The organism is Mesorhizobium sp. M0960 (assembly GCF_040319055.1).
Lineage (GTDB): Bacteria > Pseudomonadota > Alphaproteobacteria > Rhizobiales > Rhizobiaceae > Mesorhizobium.
Window position 1 is genome coordinate 474,752 of the sequence record NZ_JAMYNN010000002.1, and the last position, 18,620, is coordinate 493,371.

Genomic DNA, 18,620 nt, shown 5'->3' on the forward strand with positions numbered 1-18,620 from the left:
TATTTCACAGGCAATGTGCCCTAGGCAAGGCTGGTTCACAGTTCGGTGCATCACGATCTTTCGGGCCGGGCGTGAGAGGACACGGCGCCCGTCGTCGAAACTGGCCGTCATCGAAGTGGGAACCGCCATGCCTCTTGCTCTCTACGCTCTTGCCGCCGGCGCCTTCGGTATTGGCGTCACCGAATTCGTCATCATGGGCCTGCTGCTCGACGTCAGCACCGATCTCGGCGTCTCGATCTCAGCTGCCGGCCAACTGATTTCCGGCTATGCGCTGGGCGTCGTCATCGGCGCGCCGCTGCTGACGATCGCCACCGGCCGGTGGCCGCGCAAGACCGTGCTTCTGGCGCTGATGGCAATCTTCACGCTAGGCAACCTCGCGTGCGCGCTGGCCCCAGACTACTGGACGCTGATGGGTGCGCGCGTGCTCACCGCCTTCGCCCACGGCACCTTCTTCGGCGTCGGCTCGGTCGTGGCGACCGAGCTGGTGGCGCCCAACAAGAAGGCATCGGCGATCGCCCTGATGTTCACCGGCCTGACCATCGCCAACATCCTCGGCGTCCCCTTCGGAACATGGCTCGGCCAGGCCTTCGGCTGGCGCGCGACCTTCTGGGCGGTGACCCTGGTCGGCATGGTCGCTTTCGCCATCATCCTGCTGCTGGTGCCGCGCGGCCAGACAGCGCCTGAGCAAAGCAATTTGCGCGCCGATCTCGCCGTGCTCGGCCGCACGCCCGTCCTGCTTGGCTTTGCCACCACCGTGCTCGGCTATGCCGGCGTCTTCGCCGTCTTCACCTACATCGCCCCGTTGCTGACCGAGATCACCGGTTTTGAGGAAGCAGCGGTGTCGCCGATCCTGCTGGTCTTCGGCGGCGGCCTCATCGCCGGCAACCTCGCTGGCGGCAAGTTCGCCGACCGCTGGCTGGTGCCTTCCGTTCTCGGCAGTCTCGTCGTGCTGGCGCTGGTGCTCGGCACCATGACCTTCGCCCTGCACAGCCAGGTTATGGCCGTCATCTATGTCGGCCTGCTCGGCGCCGCCGCCTTCGCCACTGTGGCGCCGCTGCAGATGTGGGTACTGGAAAAGGCACAAGGCGCCGGCCAGAGCCTCGCCTCGTCCTTCAACATCGCCGCCTTCAATCTCGGCAATGCGGCCGGCGCCTGGCTCGGCGGCGTGGTCATCGCCCATGGCCCCGGCCTCGGCGCCGTCACCTGGGTCGCGGCCCTGCTGCCGCTCTCGGCGCTTTCCGTGGCAGCGCTGGCGCTACGCCTCGATCGCCCAACGCTCGGTGAACCGGCACCCGCCCGCTCGTAGCAACTCGAAGAACCCTTGTACACCATAGGAGAAACAGATGGATTATCGAAATCTTGGCGCATCGGGCCTGAAAGTCCCGGCGCTCTCGTTCGGCGCTGGAACCTTCGGCGGGTCAGGGCCGCTGTTCGGCGCCTGGGGCAACAGCGATGCGACGGAAGCCCGGCGGCTGGTCGACATCTGCCTGGAGGCGGGCGTCAACCTGTTCGACACCGCCGACGTCTATTCGAATGGCGCTTCCGAACAGGTGCTCGGCGAAGCGATGAAGGGCCGCCGCGATGCCGTGCTGATCTCGACAAAGACCTCGCTGCCGATGGGCGACGGTCCCAACGACGCCGGCTCGTCCCGCTCGCGCCTCATCAAGGCCGTCGAGGACGCACTGAGGCGTCTTGGCACCGACTACATCGACCTGCTGCAGCTGCACGCGTTCGACGCCGCAACACCGATCGAGGAGGTGCTATCGACGCTGGATAGGCTCGTGCGCGCCGGAAAGCTGCGTTATGTCGGCGTTTCCAATTTTTCCGGCTGGCAAGTGATGAAGTCGCTCGGCCTGGCGGACAGATACGGCTATCCCCGATACGTCGCCCACCAGGTCTATTATTCCCTGGTCGGGCGCGATTATGAATGGGAGTTGATGCCGCTCGGCCTCGACCAGGGCGTCGGTGCGCTGGTGTGGAGCCCGCTCGGCTGGGGCCGCCTGACCGGCAAGATCCGCCGTGGCCAGAAGCTGCCCGAGAAAAGCCGGCTGCACGACACGGCAAGCTTCGGACCGCCCGTCGACGACGAGCATCTCTATCGGGTCGTCGACGCGCTTGATGTTGTCGCCGAGGAAACCGGCAAGACCATACCGCAGATCGCCATCAATTGGCTGCTGCAGCGGCCGACCGTCGCCTCCGTCATCATCGGCGCGCGCAACGAGGAGCAGTTGCGCCAGAATCTCGGCGCCGTCGGATGGTCGTTGACCCCGGATCAGATGAAAATCTTGGACACGGCAAGCGAGGTCACCGCACCCTACCCGTATTTTCCCTATCGCCGGCAGGAGGGTTTTGCCCGGCTGAACCCGCCCGCCGTCTGACGCTCCAAAAGCTGGGCGGCGGCTCCCAGGCTGCCGCCCGCGTGCTTTAATGCAGCACGAACTCGCCGTCGACCTTGCGCCATTCGTTCGGCGCGATCAGCTTCTGGTGCGTGTAGCTGACTGAATGCAGCGGGCCTTCGAGCTTGGCCTGCCAGAACTCGATGAAGCGGATAAGCACCGGAAATTTCGGGGCGATGTCGTAATCCTGCCAGATGAAGCTCTGCAGCAGATGCGGATGATCGGGAAAGTGATAAAGAATCTTGGCCGTGGTCAAGCCATAGCCCTTGAGCATCAGGTCCATTTCGGAATGGTCGCGCATTGCGGTCCCCTGGTTGATTCTCTTTCCTCCCAGCCTGAAATTGTGCACCCCATTTGCTTAATCGTCTATTGATATTTCTGCGGTCGAGCCAGATTTCTGCCGCAAAAACATGCGGTTAGCAGCCGTCTCGCTAGAGTGCTGACACCACCCGGGAAGGGACCTGCGGCATCCCGCCGCGCAAATCCAACGTCTAATGTTGCCGTCATCGCCGAACTGTTAATAATGCGCGCGAATTCGCGGCCGCAACGCTGCGATCCTGCCGGCAGTCAAGCCGGCGGTTTGGTTTCGGGAGGAAGGCGAAGAAATGTCCGATGTTCATGTCCATCGCGTCCAGCCGGCGTGGAAGAAGAACGCGCTGATCGACAATGACACCTACCTGAAATGGTACGCCGACAGCGTCAAGAGCCCGGACAAGTTCTGGGGCAAGCACGGCAGGCGCATCGACTGGTTCAAGCCGTACAGCAAGGTCAAGAACACGTCCTTCGACGGCAAGGTCTCAATCAAATGGTTCGAGGATGGCCAGACCAACGTTTCCTGGAACTGCATCGACCGGCATCTGAAGAAGCGCGGCGAACAGACCGCCATCATCTGGGAAGGCGACAATCCCTACGACGACAGGAAGATCACCTATAACGAGCTTTACGGACATGTCTGCCGCCTCGCCAATGTGATGAAGAAGCACGGCGTCAAGAAGGGCGACCGCGTCACCATCTACATGCCGATGATCCCGGAGGCCGCCTATGCGATGCTCGCCTGCACGCGCATCGGCGCCATTCATTCGGTGGTCTTCGGCGGCTTTTCGCCGGACGCGCTGGCCGGACGCATCGACGACTGCAAGTCGACCTTCCTCATCACCGCCGACGAAGGCCTGCGCGGCGGCAAGCCGATCCCCTTGAAGGAGAACACCGACAAGGCGATCGAGATCGCCGCCAAGGCCGGAACGAAAGTCGAAAAGGTCTTGGTAGTACGCCGCACCGGCGGCAAGACCGGCTGGGCCGCCGGGCGCGACGTCTGGTACCATGACGAGGTCGCGACGGTTAAGGCCGAATGCAAGCCCGAGAAGATGAACGCCGAGGATCCGCTGTTCATCCTCTACACGTCGGGCTCGACCGGCAAGCCGAAAGGCGTGCTGCACACCACCGCCGGCTATCTCGTCTATGTCTCGATGACCCACCAATATGTCTTCGACTATCACGACGGGGACGTCTACTGGTGCACCGCCGATGTCGGCTGGGTCACCGGCCACAGCTACATCGTCTACGGGCCGCTCGCCAACGGCGCCACCACGCTGATGTTCGAAGGCGTGCCGAATTACCCGTCGCAGTCGCGTTTCTGGGACGTGATCGACAAGCACAAGGTCAACATCTTTTACACCGCGCCGACGGCGCTGCGCGCGCTGATGGGCGCCGGCGACGCCCATGTCACCAAGACGTCGCGCAAGTCGCTGCGCGTGCTCGGCACCGTCGGCGAGCCAATCAATCCAGAAGCCTGGGAATGGTATTTCAACGTTGTCGGCAACGGCAAGGTGCCGATCGTCGATACCTGGTGGCAGACCGAGACCGGCGGCATCATGATCACGCCGGTTCCGGGCGCCACCCACCTCAAGGCGGGCTCGGCGACGCGGCCCTTCTTTGGCGTCAACCCGCAGCTGGTTGATGGTGACGGCAAGGTGCTGGAGGGTGAAGCCAGCGGCAATCTTTGTATTGCCGACTCATGGCCGGGCCAGATGCGCACCGTCTATGGCGATCACGACCGCTTCGTGCAGACCTATTTCTCGACCTACAAGGGCAGGTACTTCACCGGCGACGGCTGCCGCCGCGATGCTGACGGCTACTACTGGATCACCGGCCGCGTCGACGACGTCATCAACGTCTCCGGCCACCGCATGGGCACCGCCGAGGTCGAATCGGCGCTGGTTTCGCATGAGAAGGTCTCGGAAGCGGCCGTCGTCGGCTACCCGCACGATATCAAGGGCCAGGGCATCTACTGCTATGTCACGCTGATGGCCGGCGAGACGCCAAGCGAGGAATTGCGCCAGGAGCTCGTCGCCCATGTCCGCAAGGAGATCGGCGCCATCGCTTCGCCCGACAAGATCCAGTTCGCGCCCGGCCTGCCGAAGACCCGTTCCGGCAAGATCATGCGGCGCATTCTGCGCAAGATCGCCGAGGACGATTTTGCCGCGCTCGGCGACACCTCGACGCTGGCCGATCCGGCGGTCGTCGACGACCTGATCGCCAATCGGCAGAACAAGAAGAGCTGATGCAAGCCATATTGGGTGCCGTCACCGAGCTTTGGCGCTATCCCGCGAGCTCGCTCGCCGGCGAGCGCCAGCAGGCGATCTCGGTCGCCCGGCATACCGTTGAAGGCGACCGCCTGTTTGGTCTTATCGACACGTCGAACAATGAAATCGCACGGCCGGACCGCGAAGTGAAATGGCACAAGGTGCCCCGCATCCGAACCCGGCTGTCGCCGGCCGGCGCACTGGAGGTTGCGGTCCCGGATGGCGACTGGCTAGCCGCACCGGGCGCTGATAGCGACCGCGCCATTTCCGCCTATCTCGGCTTTGCGGCCTCCATCCGGCCGTTCCGCCGCGAGAATACTACACCGGGATACGCCGGTCCCCTGCTGGCGGAACGCTATGTCAAAGCCCCCATTCATCTGCTGACCACCGCTTCGCTGGCGCAGTTGAAGTTGCTGCATCCAGACGGCACCGCCGACCCGCGCCGCTTCCGCCCCAACATCGTCGTCGACATGCCGAAGATCGAGGGGTCATTCCCCGAAACCGAATGGATCGGGCGCAAGCTGGCGATCGGCGACCTGCTCCTGACCATCTCCGAGCCGTGCCGCCGCTGCGGCTTCACCATCATTGGCCAGGACGGGTTCGACCACGACCCGGCAATCCTGCGCAGCCTGGTCCGCCACAACGCCCATAATTTCGGCGTCTACTGCACTGTCGATCGACCGGCCCGCGTCGAGATCGGCGCCACGATGCGTCTCCTGTAGCTATTAGTATAAATCCGCCCGCGTCGGCGGCAGGCCGCTTGGGCCGCGCGCGCGCCTGGTGGCGACGGTCTGGAAAATCTGCGCCGAGGCGCGTTCGAAGGTAATCGAGCAGCCGGTGAGATAAAGCAGCCAGAGCCGCGCCTTGGATTCGCCGACCTCGGCGATGGCCTCGTCAAAGCGTGCGTGGAGGCGCTCGGCCCATAGCCGGCAGGTGCGCGCATAGTGCTCGCGCAAGTTTTCGACGTCATAAATGAGGAAGCCGTGCGCCTCGAGATTGCCGAGCGTCATGCCGATCGTATCGAGTTCGCCGCCCGGAAAAATGTATTTGATCAGCGCTTTGAATTCCGGCCCCTTGCGCAGCGTCTTCTTCATGCTGCCCTTGTCGCGGCGGGTGATGGCATGGTGCAGATAGATGCCGCCGGGTTTGAGCAGGCGATGGATGGTCGAAAAATAGGCGGCATGGTTGGCAAGCCCCAGATGTTCGAACATGCCGATCGACGAGATCTTGTCGAAGGAACCGGACAGCTCGGCATAGGACTTTATCTCGATGGTGATGCGATCCTCCAGCCCCTCAGCGCGGATGCGTTCGCGGGCGAACTCGGTCTGTGCCTCCGATAGCGAAACGCCGTGGCCGACGACGCCATAATTCTTCACGGCATGGATGAGCATCGCTCCCCAGCCGCAGCCGATGTCGAGCAATCTGTCGCCGGGCTTCAGCCGAAGCTTGCGGCAGATATGGTCGAGCTTGTCTCTCTGCGCCTGATCGATATCGTTGGCGAAGTCCTTGAAGTAGCCGCAGCTATAGACCATGCGCTCGTCGAGGAAGAGCCGGTAGAATGCGTTGGAAATGTCGTAGTGATGCTGGATCGCCTCCTTGCTCGAACCGCTGACGTAAGGATTGCGGCCGGAAAGATCGGTTCGCGCCGTCATCTGTTTTCGCGAAAACAGCACCGCCGGCAGGTCGCGCAGGATCGCCAGCTTCGGCAGTGTCTTGAGCTTCGTCCTGAGCTTGCCGTGCGTGGGCAAGGCATAGAAATCGAACAGCGATCCGTCTTCGACGTCGACCGCCTTGGCAATCCACATCTCGATCAGCGTCGATAAAGAGGGCCGACGTACGATCTGCCAGACGATGTCCTGGTCGTTGATGGTGAGCACCGGGCCGGCAGCCGGGCCGATCCGCTCGCCCGTCCACAGCCTCACCGCAAAACCCGGCTTCATCGTTTCGATGACCGTCCGAACAATCCGGGCCGCTCTCTCGGCTGCCTCCATCCCCGTCCTCCCTTACCCGGCAAAATAGTGGCCCGGAACAATAGCGGCCCGATCTTGCCTGCCAGATCGGCCGGCCGCAAGCCGCCTGGGTGCGCAAGCACGCTTGTTCAGGATTTTTGGATGCCGCGCCTTGCCATTTCCCGGGTGACACCCCATCATGGGGGAGTGTTCAACAAATCGAAAGGAGGTGATCCGATGTCGAGTGATTTCGTTTTCCAGAACGTGGCCTCAGCGGATTGCACTTTCGGGAAGCAGTCTTCCCGTTAAGGCGCGAGATGCGCGGCTGGCGACCAGTGTCGCCGCCAGGAGCCGCGCCATGGACGGAAACACGGAAGGCCGCCGACTTCGCAAGAAGCGGCGGCCTTTTCCTTTTGAGCTGTTGTCCCCTATCTGGTTACGGTCAACATCTCGACGTTGCGCGCTATATCCTGGAAAGCCTGGTTGAGTTCGGTTCCATTGGCCGCCTGATAAAAGTGCTTGATCTTGGCGGTGTCCGGGCTGGCGCAATCCTGGAGCGTCGCCTTGGCATTCGTTTCGTTTAGGTCAAACCCAATGGTGAAGACCTCAATGCCCTTGTTGCGCATGGCAGCGCAGAGTGTCTTGGCGGCCGTGCGGGTCGGCTCCTTGCCGGCGTCATTGTAAACGTCGCTCACCGTGCTCGCATCGAAGTAGGATAGGTTGAATTCGCCGTCGGTCATCAGGATCGCGATTTTGGCGACCTTTTTTGGATCCATCTTGGCCGGCCGTTGCGAAGTCCTCATGATGCTCCCCCAGTTCTCCGACAGCATGTACCAGGTCCACTGCACGCCGATATGGCCGGCGGTGCCGCCGGATGCGACGAAATTCTTGATGACCGTCTTGAGCGCCGTCGCATCCGCCGTCAGCGGCATCAGCGTGGCGGCCGGGCAGGCGGCGGTGCCGGTTTGCCAAGCGAAGGACGACAGCAGGTAGTCGCGGTTGACCATGCTGGCGTCGGGGCCCGCGTCCGAATATTGATAGATCCCCTTGCGTTCGGTGGCGCAATTGTCCGGACGGATGAAGCCCGAGATATATTGCACGGCGTCATTGGCCGGCGCCTGTTTGCGTTGGCTGGTGCTGGTTTCCACATAGACGCTGCTGGGCGCAAGTGTACCCGCATTCACCGAATTTGCGTAAGGCACGATGGCAACCCGCACTCGTGGCTTGGAGGGGTCCTGACCGCCCAGGAAACTGTCGACGGCATTCGCCGCAGCCGTCCGCAGATCGATGATTTTCTGGCCGGCCATCGACCCGGTCACATCGAGCATCATTGCGACTTCGATCTGCTTGTCCGAATAGAGCGCCATCGTCGATGCGGGAACGCTTTGCATGCCACTCGTGCCGAAAAGCGGGAAATAGTAGCTGACATTGACATGGACATCCGCCTGGACCGTGTTTGCAGTCCGGTCGACGGTCAGCTTGTCGAGAACGATCTGGTTGTCCTGCAGGATACCCGCCGTGCTGTTGGCATCGAGAAAGGCCTGCACTGATTTGCTGGCGTCGGCCTCGCTGATGACGCCGGTTGTCAGGTCCCGCGCCGTCGAGGTGACCGCAGCGTCGACGACGCCTTGCAGGCTCGATTTCACATTGTAGAGTTGGGACACGTTGACGGCAAAGCCGACACTCAGCGCCAGCACCGAGCCGATTATACCAAACAGCACCGCGAAATTTCCGCTGCGATCCCCGGCAAAGCCGCCGATCGCCTGAACAAGACCCCCGAAACGCTGCATTCCTTCCGCCTCCATTCGCCACAGCCTGCAGCTGTCCGAAGGCGCATTGCAGGAATCCGGCCGGATCGCGCCGCCAGGCGCGAGAAAGCGAGCGGCTCTCGCTCAGGCCATTGTTTCCAAACGGTTTCAAGCGACGGCAAGGTAAACAGCCGGTAAATGAAAGTCGCGTCAGCGCGGCTTTGTTGACAAAGCGCTTACCATGATCAGGCTCGCAATTCAGGACGGCTGGACTGCGTCCCAATCCGGTACAGACGAGATGTATCGAACCGGATCAGCACGACCGCGGTGGCGGGAGGTGGAAATCTGGACTGTGAAAGGACTATGCCAGCATCCGTGCGCTGATGGTCTTGTCGACGCCGCGATAAGGCGGCTTGAAGAGATTGCCTTCCTGCTCGTGCGTCCAGACCTTGAATCGGCTGAGCCGATGCGGGCCGAAACTGTGCAGCAGCGGCACGTCGGTGGCATCGCGGCCGCGCGCTATGACGACGCGGCCGATCCTCGGCACATTGTGGCGAGGATCGAACGTGTACCATCTGCCGTCGAGGAACACTTCCACCCACGCCGAGAAATCCATCGGCGCCGGATCGGCGGGTACGCCGATATCGCCAAGATAGCCGTTCACGTAACGGGCCGGGATATTCATGCAGCGGCAGAGCGTGATCGCCAGATGGGCAAAGTCGCGGCAGACGCCGACGCGCTCCTCATGCGCCTGCGCCGCCGTGCGGGTCGGGCGCGCATAGCCGTAGCCAAAGGACAGGCGGTTGTGGACATAGTCGACGATCGCCTGCACCCGCGCCCAACCCGGCGGAAGCTGGCCGAAAAGTTGCCAGGCGAGATCGCTGAGATGATCGGTCTCGCAGTAACGGCTGCCAAGCAGATAGCCGAGCACCTCGTCCGGCAATTCCGCGACCGGGACTTCCCCGGCCAGCGTGTTGACCTCGTCCGTCTCGCCACCGTCCTCGATCACCGCGTCATAGAGGATGCGAAAGCTTCCTGCCGGCGCCGTGAAGCGGCGGCAGCTATTGCCGAAAAGATCGTGGTAGACCCTGGTGGGCACGGATGGCGACGTCAGTACGCGCGTCTGCCGCTTGATGTCGGCCTGACGATCCCCGTGGATGTCGAGCAATGAAACGACCGGCGTTGGTGCAACGCATTCAATGCCAATTTCATAGCCGAGCCGAATCAGCATCGCCCTCCCCTGCGATCGTCATGGAAGATAGTGCTGGTCAACGCAGGAGAGTGCGCGCGGTTCCTTGCGAACGTCGAAAACGAGGTCTCGCGGCTTCCCATACGGACGCGGCAACGTTACGGTCGATCGATATGCTCCCTTCGAAATAATCCTTCCAAGATGACCCCGGGAAAACCGATGTTTGCAGGCAGAAAATTCGCGGCCTTCCTGTTCGATATGGACGGCACGATTCTCAATTCGATTGCCGCGGCGGAAAGGGTCTGGGCAGCCTGGGCGCACCGGCAAGGTCTTGACGTCGCTGCATTCCTGCCGACCATCCACGGCGTGCGGGCGATCGAGACCATCGGCCGGCTGGCGCTCCCAGGGATCGATCCTGCCCGCGAAGCCGATGCGCTTTTGCAGGCCGAAGCAGCCGACGTCGAAGGCATCCACCCGATTACCGGCGCCGCGGCATTCCTGGCGTCGCTGCCGCCCGGGAGCTGGGCGATCGCCACTTCGGCGCCCCGTGAACTCGCTCTGCTGCGCCTGCAGGCCGCCGGCATTCCGGCTCCCGCCGTGATCGTTGCGGCAGAGGATGTGTCCCGCGGCAAGCCGGCGCCCGACTGCTTCCGGCTGGCGGCCGAACGGCTCGGCGTCGACGTGCGCGATTGCCTCGTCTTCGAAGACGCACCGGCAGGCATAGCAGCAGCCGAGGCCGCGGGCGCCGCGGTCGTCGTGATCAGCGCCACGCACCGGCATCCGTTGGAGACGCCGCATGCCGCCATCGCCGGCTATGACGCGATCGGCGTCGCCGTCGATGCCAGCGGCTGGATTGCCATCGAAGCGGAGCGGGCCGCCCAGCCTGCTTAGCTGGTACCCTGCTTAGCCAGCACCCTGCCTGGGCTAAAAGTCGCTGGTCAGGCCCTTGACCTCCCAGTCGCCGTAGCGGCCGGGTTCCTTGCCGCCGCGCCCACCGATCTCCCTCGGCAGCGTGGCTTCCTTCTCGCGATATTGCTCCCGCCGGGCCTCGGCCTCGGCCAAGGCGCGCCGGGCTGCCGGCGTCAGTGGCTTGTGCGGCGAGCCGTTAGCATGCGTTTGGCTGGTTTTGTCGATCATGCGATCTTCCGCTAGATTGAAACAGGCCCCGATTGAAACGGGAACCGCTGTTTCCCATCATATAGCGATGGGCCCACAAGGATCGACCCCTTTGTTGGGCCAGAACGGAGCAGACGATGAACACCCTTCGCACCGCCATGCTTTTGGCCGCAATGACGGCCCTGTTCATGGGTGTCGGCTATCTGGTCGGCGGATCCGGCGGCATGATGATCGCCTTGCTGATCGCCGCCGGCACCAATTTGTTCAGCTATTGGAACGCCGACAAGATGGTGCTGTCGATGCACCGTGCGATCGAGGTCAACGAAAGCAACGCGCCCGAATATTACGCCATCGTGAAGGGTCTCGCGCAACGCGCCGGCCTGCCGATGCCGAGAACCTATCTCATCGACAATCCTCAGCCCAATGCCTTCGCCACCGGCCGCAATCCGCAAAATGCCGCTGTCGCCGCCAGCACCGGCCTGCTCGAGCAGCTCTCACATGAAGAAGTCGCGGCGGTGATGGCGCATGAGCTTGCCCATGTGCAGCACCGCGACACGCTGACCATGACGATCGTCGCGACCTTTGCCGGCGCAATTTCGATGCTCGGCAATTTCGCTTTCTTCTTCGGCGGCAACCGCGACAACAACAATTCCTTCGGCATCGTCGGCGTGCTGGTGGCGATGATCGTCGCGCCCCTGGCCGCCATGATCGTGCAGATGGCGGTGAGCCGCACCCGCGAATACGAGGCCGACCGGCGCGGGGCCGAAATCTGTGGACACCCGCTGTGGCTCGCCTCGGCACTTGACAAGATCGCGCGGGGCGCCGAACGCATCCGCAACCCGGATGCCGAGCGCAATCCGGCAACCGCCCATCTCTTCATCATCAATCCTCTTTCCGGCGAGCGCATGGACAGTTTGTTTTCCACTCACCCGAGCACAGAAAACCGCATCGCCGCATTGCAGAGGATCGCGAGCGAGATGGCCGGCGCAGCCGAAGCGGCCGCGACGCCAAAGCCGGCGCCGAAAGAGACCGGGCAGCAGCCGTCAGGTCCGTGGGACAGGGCCGCCCGGCCCGAGGGGCCGGTTGAGCCGGCCAAGCCGAGACCCAATCCCTGGGGACGCAATCCGACCGGACCCAAAGGTCCGTGGTCGTGAGCGCAGCACAACGCCGGCACGCAATTCCAGGTGATCGCGAGCACAATTCGGGCAGCGAGGCCGTAGCCGGTCTCGCCGCGCGCAAGGCAGCCGCGCGCCTGCTTGCCGCCGTCATCGACGCGAGGACGCCGCTCGACGGGCTGACCGACCATGAAAACGGCCATCCGCAATACAAGGCGCTCGACCTGCGCGACCGCGCCCTGGTACGCGCCATTCTGGTCACCGCCCTGCGCTACCGCATGACCATATCGGGCCTTTTGGCCCGCCGCCTGGAAAAGCCGCTGCCGCCCAACGCCACTGCGCTTTCGCACATCTTGCATGTAGCGGCGGCACAGATCCTGTTCCTCGATGTTCCCGACAGCGCCGCCGTCGACCTCGCCGTCACCCACGCCAAGTCCGATCCGCGCACGGCGCGCTTTTCCGGCCTCGTCAACGGCGTGCTGCGTACGCTGGCGCGGTCCAAGCAGGACGAGCTCGCGGCAGCACTTGCCGCCACCGACGAGGCGCCGAAATGGTTTTCCGACCGTTTGAAAACGGTCTACGGCCCCGACAAGGCCAGGCAGATACTGCTCGCCCATCGCCATGAGGCGCCGGTCGATTTCTCGGTCAAGTCGGACCCGGCGCTGTGGGCCGAACGGCTCGGCGGCTTCGTCTTGCCGACCGGCACGGTGCGGGTCGAAAAGCTCAGCGCTTCCGTGACCGAACTGCCCGGCTTTGGGGAAGGCGCCTGGTGGGTTCAGGATGCAGCGGCCAGCCTGCCGGCCCGGCTGTTCGGCGACATCAATGGTTTGCGAATCGCCGATCTCTGTGCCGCCCCCGGCGGCAAGACCGCCCAGCTGATCCTCGCCGGCGCTCACGTCACCGCGCTCGACATGTCCAGAACGCGGCTGGCGCGGCTCACGCAGAACCTCGAACGGCTCGGCCTTTCCGCGGAGATCGTCCAGGCAGATCTGCTCAAATACGAGCCGAAGGACCTCTTCGACGCCGTCCTGCTCGACGCACCTTGCTCTTCGACCGGCACGGTGCGGCGGCATCCCGACGTTCCCTGGACGAAGACGGCGGCCGATGTCGAAAAACTGGCCGACCTGCAACGCCGGCTGCTTGCCCGCGCCATCACCTTGGTCAAGCCTGGCGGTCGCATCATCTTTTCCAACTGTTCGCTCGATCCGCTGGAAGGCGAAGAGCTCTATCGCGACTTTCTCGCCGGCAATGCGGAGATCATCGACGACCCGCTTCGGCCAGGCGAGATTGCCGGCATCGACCCATTCCTGACGCCGCAAGGCACGTTGCGCACCACGCCTGCCGATCTGGAGCTTGGCTCACCAGCGCGTTCCGGGCTGGACGGTTTCTTTGCCGCCCGCATGCGCAGAGCCGGCTAAGGGCCGATCTTGAAGCGCCATCCGACTTCTTGGGGCGAGGAGGCATGGAAAACAGGCTGAACGGCCCCACTGCCGCGGAATTCGCCTTCGCACAAGTTCTTGAATCATATAAACTTGTGCTTGGGTGAGGACGATCAGGAGGGGTTTTGGCAATCGCTGCCGGTAACACGACGCGTCTGTGGACGCTTGTCGCGAGGGAGTTCTGGCGCAAGACGCGCCGGCGCTTGCGCGCCGGGCCACTCTATCGCTGGCGCTACTCCGGCCGCACGCCGGAGCGCGTCCTGATTGCCCCGCCGGACCTGCGCCTCGCCGATCCTCAGATCGCGCTCGAGATCTATTACGGCCGCTATCCGCTTTCGGGGCATCTGGTCGAGACCGGTGGCAAATCGCCCTTCCAGATCGACGTGCCCAATCCCGGCTGGCAAAAAACGCTGCATGGCTTTCGCTGGCTGCGCCACATGCGTGCCGCCAGCACGGAGCTCGCCGCCGCCAACGCGCGGGCGTTGGTTTCCGACTGGATTGCAATCCATGGCAGCCATATTTCCGGCGTCGCCTGGGAGCCCGGCACGACGGCCAAGCGTGTCATTGCCTGGCTGCAGCATTCCTCGATCGTGTTGCAGGGCGCCGAGTTTCCGTTCTACCGTGCGTTCCTGAAATCGCTTGCCGTCCAGATCCGCTATCTGCGCGCCATGGTGCGCGAGATGCCGGACGGCAAGGACAGGCTGCGCGCCCGCATTGCGCTGGCCTTTGCCGCTTTGTCGCTGCCGGCGCCGGCCTCGGCGCTGCGCGGTGCCACCCGCAATCTCGCCGAGGAGCTCGACCGCCAGATCCTGCCTGACGGCGGCCATATCTCGCGTAATCCGATGACCGTGCTTGAAATCCTCGCCGACCTTCTGCCATTGCGCCAGACATACGCCAATCAGGCCGAGACACCGCCGGCCGCCCTGATCGGCGCCATCGACCGGATGCTGCCGGCACTGCGCTTCTTTCGCCATCAGGATGGCAGCCTTGCCCGCTTCAACGGCATGGGCGCCACCATCCACGACCGCATCGCCAGCATCCTGCATCACGACGACACCGCCGGCGCACCACTGCTGCACGCGCCGCATTCGGGTTATGAGCGCCTGTCGATGGGTGGTGTCACGGTGATCGCCGATACCGGCCCGCCGCCGCCCGTCGACGTGTCCAATGCCGCTCACGCCGGATGCCTCGCCTTCGAATTGTCGTCGGGCCGCCAGCATTATATCGTCAATGCGGGCATAGACACCTATGGTGCCGCCGAGTTCCGGCCGCTTGCCCGCGCCACCGCCGCCCACTCCACCGCCACCATCAACGACACGTCGTCGGCACGCTTCAACCACTCCTTGCGCGTCAACGACCTGCTCGGCACGCCTTTGATAGGCGGGCCGCAGCATGTGCCTTGCAAGCGCACCGACCAGAAGGGCAGCCAGGGCTTCATCGCCCGCCATGACGGCTATGTGGCGCGCTTCGGCTTCCTGCATGAGCGCGAGCTGAAATTGTCGACCGAGGGCAATGTGCTTGCCGGCAGGGACCGCTTCCTGCGGCCGGGCGGCGCTTCTATCCGCAACAATGGCCGTGATTTCGTTACAGTGCGTTTCCATGTCCATCCCGACATAAACGTGCTCCAGGATGAGCATGACCGTCTGGTGCTGACCGCCGACCACGCCGACACCTGGGTGTTTACCTCCACCGAAGTGGCACCCGAGGTCGAGGAATCGATCTATTTCGCCGGGCTTGGCGGCCCACGCCGCAGCCGCCAGATCGTGCTTGCCTTCAAGGCCTCGGAGATTCCCGAGGTCCATTGGCAACTGACGCGGACAATTATCGCCGGCCGTCAGGAAAAAGCTGAAGCTGGTGGCAACGGCAGACACTGATCAAGCCTTGCGGCTTGATTTCCGGGCCTCATATGCTACGGCCCGCGGACGCTCTCCAACCACACGTGGAAAGGCCGCCAGCCCATGGCCGTCGCCGCCAAGAATATTCCCGCGCCCGACCTTGTACCCATCCGTCGCGCGCTGCTCTCCGTCTTCGACAAGACCGGCCTGATCGATTTCGCCAGGGCGCTGGCTTCGGCCGGCGTCGAGCTGGTCTCGACCGGCGGCACGGCAAAGGCCCTCGCCGATGCGGGCATGGCGGTGCGCGACGTATCCGAGCTCACCGGCTTTCCCGAGATCATGGACGGGCGCGTCAAGACGCTGCACCCGTCGGTGCATGGTGCACTGCTCGGCGTGCGCGACGATCCAGAGCACGCCGCGGCGATGCGCGACCACGGCATTGAGCCGATCGATCTCGTCGTCTCCAATCTCTATCCATTCGAGGAGGTGCGCCGCTCCGGCGCCGACTACGCCGCGATCGTCGAAAACATCGACATCGGCGGCCCGGCGATGATCCGTGCCTCGGCCAAGAACCACGCATACGTCGGCATCGTCACCGACCCTGACGACTATGCCTCGGTGCTCAACGCGCTGGAGATGAATTTCGGCTCGTTGTCGCTGGATTTCCGCAAGAAGCTCGCAGCCAAGGCCTTTGCCCGCACCGCCACCTACGATGCGGCGATCTCGGGATGGTTCGCCGAGGCGCTTGAGATCGAGCATCCGACATGGCGCGCCTTCGGCGGCAAGCTGCAATCGGTGATGCGCTATGGCGAAAACCCGCATCAGGGCGCCGGCTTCTATGTCAATGGTGACAGGCGGCCGGGCGTCGCCACGGCACGCCAGCTTCAGGGCAAGCAGCTTTCCTACAACAACATCAACGATACCGACGCCGCCTTCGAGCTGGTCGGCGAGTTCGATCCGACCCGCTCCGCAGCGGTAGCCATCATCAAGCACGCCAACCCGTGCGGCGTCGCCGAAGGCGCTTCGCTGCAAGCGGCCTATGCCAAGGCGCTGGCCTGCGACCCGGTCTCGGCCTACGGCGGCATCGTCGCCATGAACCGTATCCTCGATGCCGCAGCCGCCGAAGAGATCGTCAAGACCTTTACCGAAGTGATCATCGCACCGGAGGCGTCCGATGATGCAATCCGCATCATTGGCGTCAAGAAGAATCTACGCCTGCTGGTCACCGGCGGCCTGCCCGACCCGCGCGCGGCGGGCCTTGGCTTGAAATCGGTTGCTGGCGGCTTGCTCGTCCAGGGCCGCGACAATGCGGTGGTGGATGACCTCGAGCTGAAGGTGGTGACCCGGCGCGCTCCGACGCCGGCCGAAATGGCCAATCTGAAATTCGCCTTTCGCGTGGCAAAGCACGTCAAGTCGAACGCGATCGTCTATGCCAGGGACGGCGCCACCGTCGGCATCGGCGCCGGCCAGATGAGCCGTGTCGATTCCTCGCGCATCGCCGCGCGCAAGGCGCTCGACGCGGCCGACGCTGCCGGTCTGACGGAGCCTTTGACCAAGGGCTCGGTCGTCGCCTCGGATGCCTTTTTCCCGTTCGCGGATGGGCTTTTGTCGGCAATCGAAGCCGGCGCCACCGCCGTCATCCAGCCCGGCGGCTCGATGCGCGACGACGACGTCATCGCCGCCGCCGACGCTCACGGCATTGCCATGGTCTTCACCGGAGTGAGGCACTTCCGGCATTGAACTCCCTCCCCCTGTGGGAGAAGGGAAGAGCAGCTCACTCCGCCGGCCGATCCGCCGGATAGGGCGTGCCGATCAGGATCGCCATGCCTGCGCCGAGGAACAGCACGATCGCCGCCATTCCGAGCCGCGCCGAGCCGCTGGCCAGGGTGATCGTGGCCACCATGAAGGGCGCTGCAAAACTTGTTGCCCGACCGGCCAGCGCATAGATGCCGAAATAGCGGCCGGATTCGGCTGCGGAGACGCTGCGCGCCATGTAGGAGCGCGACGATGCCTGCACCGGCCCGAAGGCAAGCCCGATCAGCAGGCCGTAGAAAATGTAGGCCTTTTCCGCCGCCGTGCCGAACAATCCGCCACCGTCCAGTCCGGGCATCACCCAGGCGCCGAACAGCGTATAGCCCGGGCCGGTCGAGACGATGCCGATCGTGGCAATGCTCAGCATGACCAGCGAAATCATCACGATGGTCTTGGAACCCAGTGCAGTGTCGAGGCGTGCGGCAACCAGGCAGCCGACGATGGCAACGACGTTGAGGATGATGCCGAACAGGCCGATCTCGGTGATCGACCAATGGAACATCGCCGCCGCAAACGTTCCGCCCAGCGCCAGCAGCGCGTTGACGCCGTCCTGATAGATCATGCGGGCGACGAGAAAGCGAAAAATACCGCTGCGCTTGCTTACTTCGGCTAGCGTCGACTTCAGTTCCGACAGGCCCTCGCGCACCGCCGGCCCGATTGGAATGCCTTTGATCGCATCAGGCGTGAAAAAGAACATCGGCAGGATGAACAGGAAATACCAGGCCGCCGACAACGGTCCGGTGGCGCGCGCGTCCTCGCCGAGCCTGGGGTCAAGGCCGAAGATCGGGTCGAGCCCGACGACGGTCTTGCCGGTTTCAGGCGAGCCGGCCATGACGGTAACGACGAAGATTAGCGCGATCATGCCACCGAGATAGCCGAGCCCCCAAGCCATGTTCGAGATCCTGCCGATGTCGCTCTTCGGCACCAGGCGCGGCATCATCGAGTCATTGAACACGGTCGAGAATTCAGCCGCGACCGATGCCAGCGAGAACAACGCCACGACCAGAAAAAGGTTGGAGCCGGGCGCGGCGAACCACAGCAAGGTGAGGCTGGTGATCTTGACCGCGGCGAAGAAGGCTATCCACGGTTTGCGTGGTCCGGTCTGATCGGCGATCGAGCCGAGGATCGGCGACAAAACGGCGATGACGAGGCCGGCGGCGGCGATGCCGTAGCCCCAGGCCGCTTGCCCCGTCTCGGGATTGCTGGCCATTCGCGAGACGAAATAAGGACCGAAGATGAAGGTGGTGACGACCGTGAAGAACGGCTGGGCCGCCCAGTCGAACAGCATCCATCCCCAGATGCCGCGTCCCGACGCACGCTGCACTGCCACCTCAGCCATGTCCCCTCCGCTGGAGCTCTCCATGCCGATCGAATCGGCATGATGCTCCGTCTTCTTGTTGAGCACGATCTTGTCCAAAAGCCGATCGTTACGTTCGCGA

The 18,620-nt window shown here is 63.6% G+C and carries 15 protein-coding genes; 9 read left to right on the top strand and 6 right to left on the bottom strand.

What is annotated here, in order from left to right; translation table 11 throughout:
* Positions 1-127: 127 nt before the first annotated feature.
* Complete coding sequence (locus NKH63_RS07390; RefSeq protein WP_352917762.1) at positions 128-1,306, top strand: MFS transporter; 1,179 nt, start codon at positions 128-130, stop codon at positions 1,304-1,306.
* A gap of 37 nt (positions 1,307-1,343) precedes the next feature.
* The gene (locus tag NKH63_RS07395; RefSeq protein ID WP_023719719.1) at positions 1,344-2,378 is read left to right on the top strand and encodes an aldo/keto reductase; all 1,035 of its coding nucleotides are present in this window, start codon (positions 1,344-1,346) and stop codon (positions 2,376-2,378) included.
* A gap of 46 nt (positions 2,379-2,424) precedes the next feature.
* Here NKH63_RS07395 and NKH63_RS07400 read toward each other — a convergent pair whose 3' ends face one another.
* The gene (locus NKH63_RS07400; RefSeq protein WP_023719720.1) at positions 2,425-2,697 is read right to left on the bottom strand and encodes an usg protein; all 273 of its coding nucleotides are present in this window, start codon (positions 2,695-2,697) and stop codon (positions 2,425-2,427) included.
* A gap of 304 nt (positions 2,698-3,001) precedes the next feature.
* On the opposite strand from NKH63_RS07400, the gene acs reads away from it, so the two are divergent.
* Together acs and NKH63_RS07410 are read left to right on the top strand one after the other, a co-directional pair.
* Positions 3,002-4,957: an acetate--CoA ligase gene (gene acs, locus NKH63_RS07405; protein ID WP_023719721.1), complete on the top strand. Its 1,956-nt coding sequence runs from the start codon at positions 3,002-3,004 to the stop codon at positions 4,955-4,957.
* Positions 4,957-5,700: an MOSC domain-containing protein gene (locus tag NKH63_RS07410; protein ID WP_023719722.1), complete on the top strand. Its 744-nt coding sequence runs from the start codon at positions 4,957-4,959 to the stop codon at positions 5,698-5,700. The genes acs and NKH63_RS07410 overlap by 1 nt, the downstream gene beginning before the upstream one ends.
* A gap of 3 nt (positions 5,701-5,703) precedes the next feature.
* Here NKH63_RS07410 and NKH63_RS07415 read toward each other — a convergent pair whose 3' ends face one another.
* The 3 genes from NKH63_RS07415 to NKH63_RS07425 form a co-directional block, all read right to left on the bottom strand.
* Positions 5,704-6,969 (bottom strand): class I SAM-dependent methyltransferase, encoded by a 1,266-nt coding sequence (locus NKH63_RS07415; protein WP_023719723.1) that lies wholly within the window; start codon positions 6,967-6,969, stop codon positions 5,704-5,706.
* 386 nt (positions 6,970-7,355) lie between these two features.
* Positions 7,356-8,717, bottom strand: coding sequence for a pilus assembly protein TadG-related protein (locus NKH63_RS07420; protein WP_352494119.1), 1,362 nt, complete (start codon positions 8,715-8,717; stop codon positions 7,356-7,358).
* 319 nt (positions 8,718-9,036) lie between these two features.
* On the bottom strand, positions 9,037-9,906 hold the full coding sequence (locus NKH63_RS07425) for a transglutaminase-like domain-containing protein (RefSeq protein ID WP_352494118.1): 870 nt from the start codon (positions 9,904-9,906) through the stop codon (positions 9,037-9,039).
* 177 nt (positions 9,907-10,083) lie between these two features.
* Between NKH63_RS07425 and NKH63_RS07430 the strand changes: the two genes are divergently transcribed.
* Positions 10,084-10,755 (top strand): HAD-IA family hydrolase, encoded by a 672-nt coding sequence (locus NKH63_RS07430; RefSeq protein WP_023719726.1) that lies wholly within the window; start codon positions 10,084-10,086, stop codon positions 10,753-10,755.
* A 33-nt stretch (positions 10,756-10,788) separates the two neighbouring features.
* Here the strand turns inward: NKH63_RS07430 and NKH63_RS07435 are convergent, their stop codons facing one another.
* Positions 10,789-11,001: a DUF1674 domain-containing protein gene (locus tag NKH63_RS07435; RefSeq protein WP_023719727.1), complete on the bottom strand. Its 213-nt coding sequence runs from the start codon at positions 10,999-11,001 to the stop codon at positions 10,789-10,791.
* A gap of 116 nt (positions 11,002-11,117) precedes the next feature.
* Here NKH63_RS07435 and htpX point away from each other — a divergent pair, with 116 nt between their 5' ends.
* The 4 genes from htpX to purH all read left to right on the top strand — a co-directional run bounded on the left by htpX (position 11,118) and on the right by purH (position 17,109).
* On the top strand, positions 11,118-12,134 hold the full coding sequence (htpX, locus tag NKH63_RS07440; protein ID WP_352856419.1) for a zinc metalloprotease HtpX: 1,017 nt from the start codon (positions 11,118-11,120) through the stop codon (positions 12,132-12,134).
* Positions 12,125-13,513: an RsmB/NOP family class I SAM-dependent RNA methyltransferase gene (locus NKH63_RS07445; protein WP_352917763.1), complete on the top strand. Its 1,389-nt coding sequence runs from the start codon at positions 12,125-12,127 to the stop codon at positions 13,511-13,513. The genes htpX and NKH63_RS07445 overlap by 10 nt, the downstream gene beginning before the upstream one ends.
* 146 nt (positions 13,514-13,659) lie before the next feature.
* Positions 13,660-15,408 carry a heparinase II/III family protein gene (locus NKH63_RS07450; RefSeq protein WP_023719730.1) on the top strand — a complete coding sequence of 583 codons (1,749 nt, stop codon included), beginning with the start codon at positions 13,660-13,662 and terminating at the stop codon, positions 15,406-15,408.
* A gap of 84 nt (positions 15,409-15,492) precedes the next feature.
* Entirely contained in the window at positions 15,493-17,109 is a 1,617-nt protein-coding gene (purH, locus tag NKH63_RS07455; RefSeq protein WP_352917764.1) for a bifunctional phosphoribosylaminoimidazolecarboxamide formyltransferase/IMP cyclohydrolase, read from the top strand.
* 34 nt (positions 17,110-17,143) lie between these two features.
* On the opposite strand, the gene NKH63_RS07460 is transcribed toward purH, so the two are convergent.
* Positions 17,144-18,520, bottom strand: a complete 1,377-nt coding sequence (locus NKH63_RS07460; RefSeq protein WP_352494236.1) for an MFS transporter — start codon at positions 18,518-18,520, stop codon at positions 17,144-17,146.
* Positions 18,521-18,620: the final 100 nt, after the last annotated feature.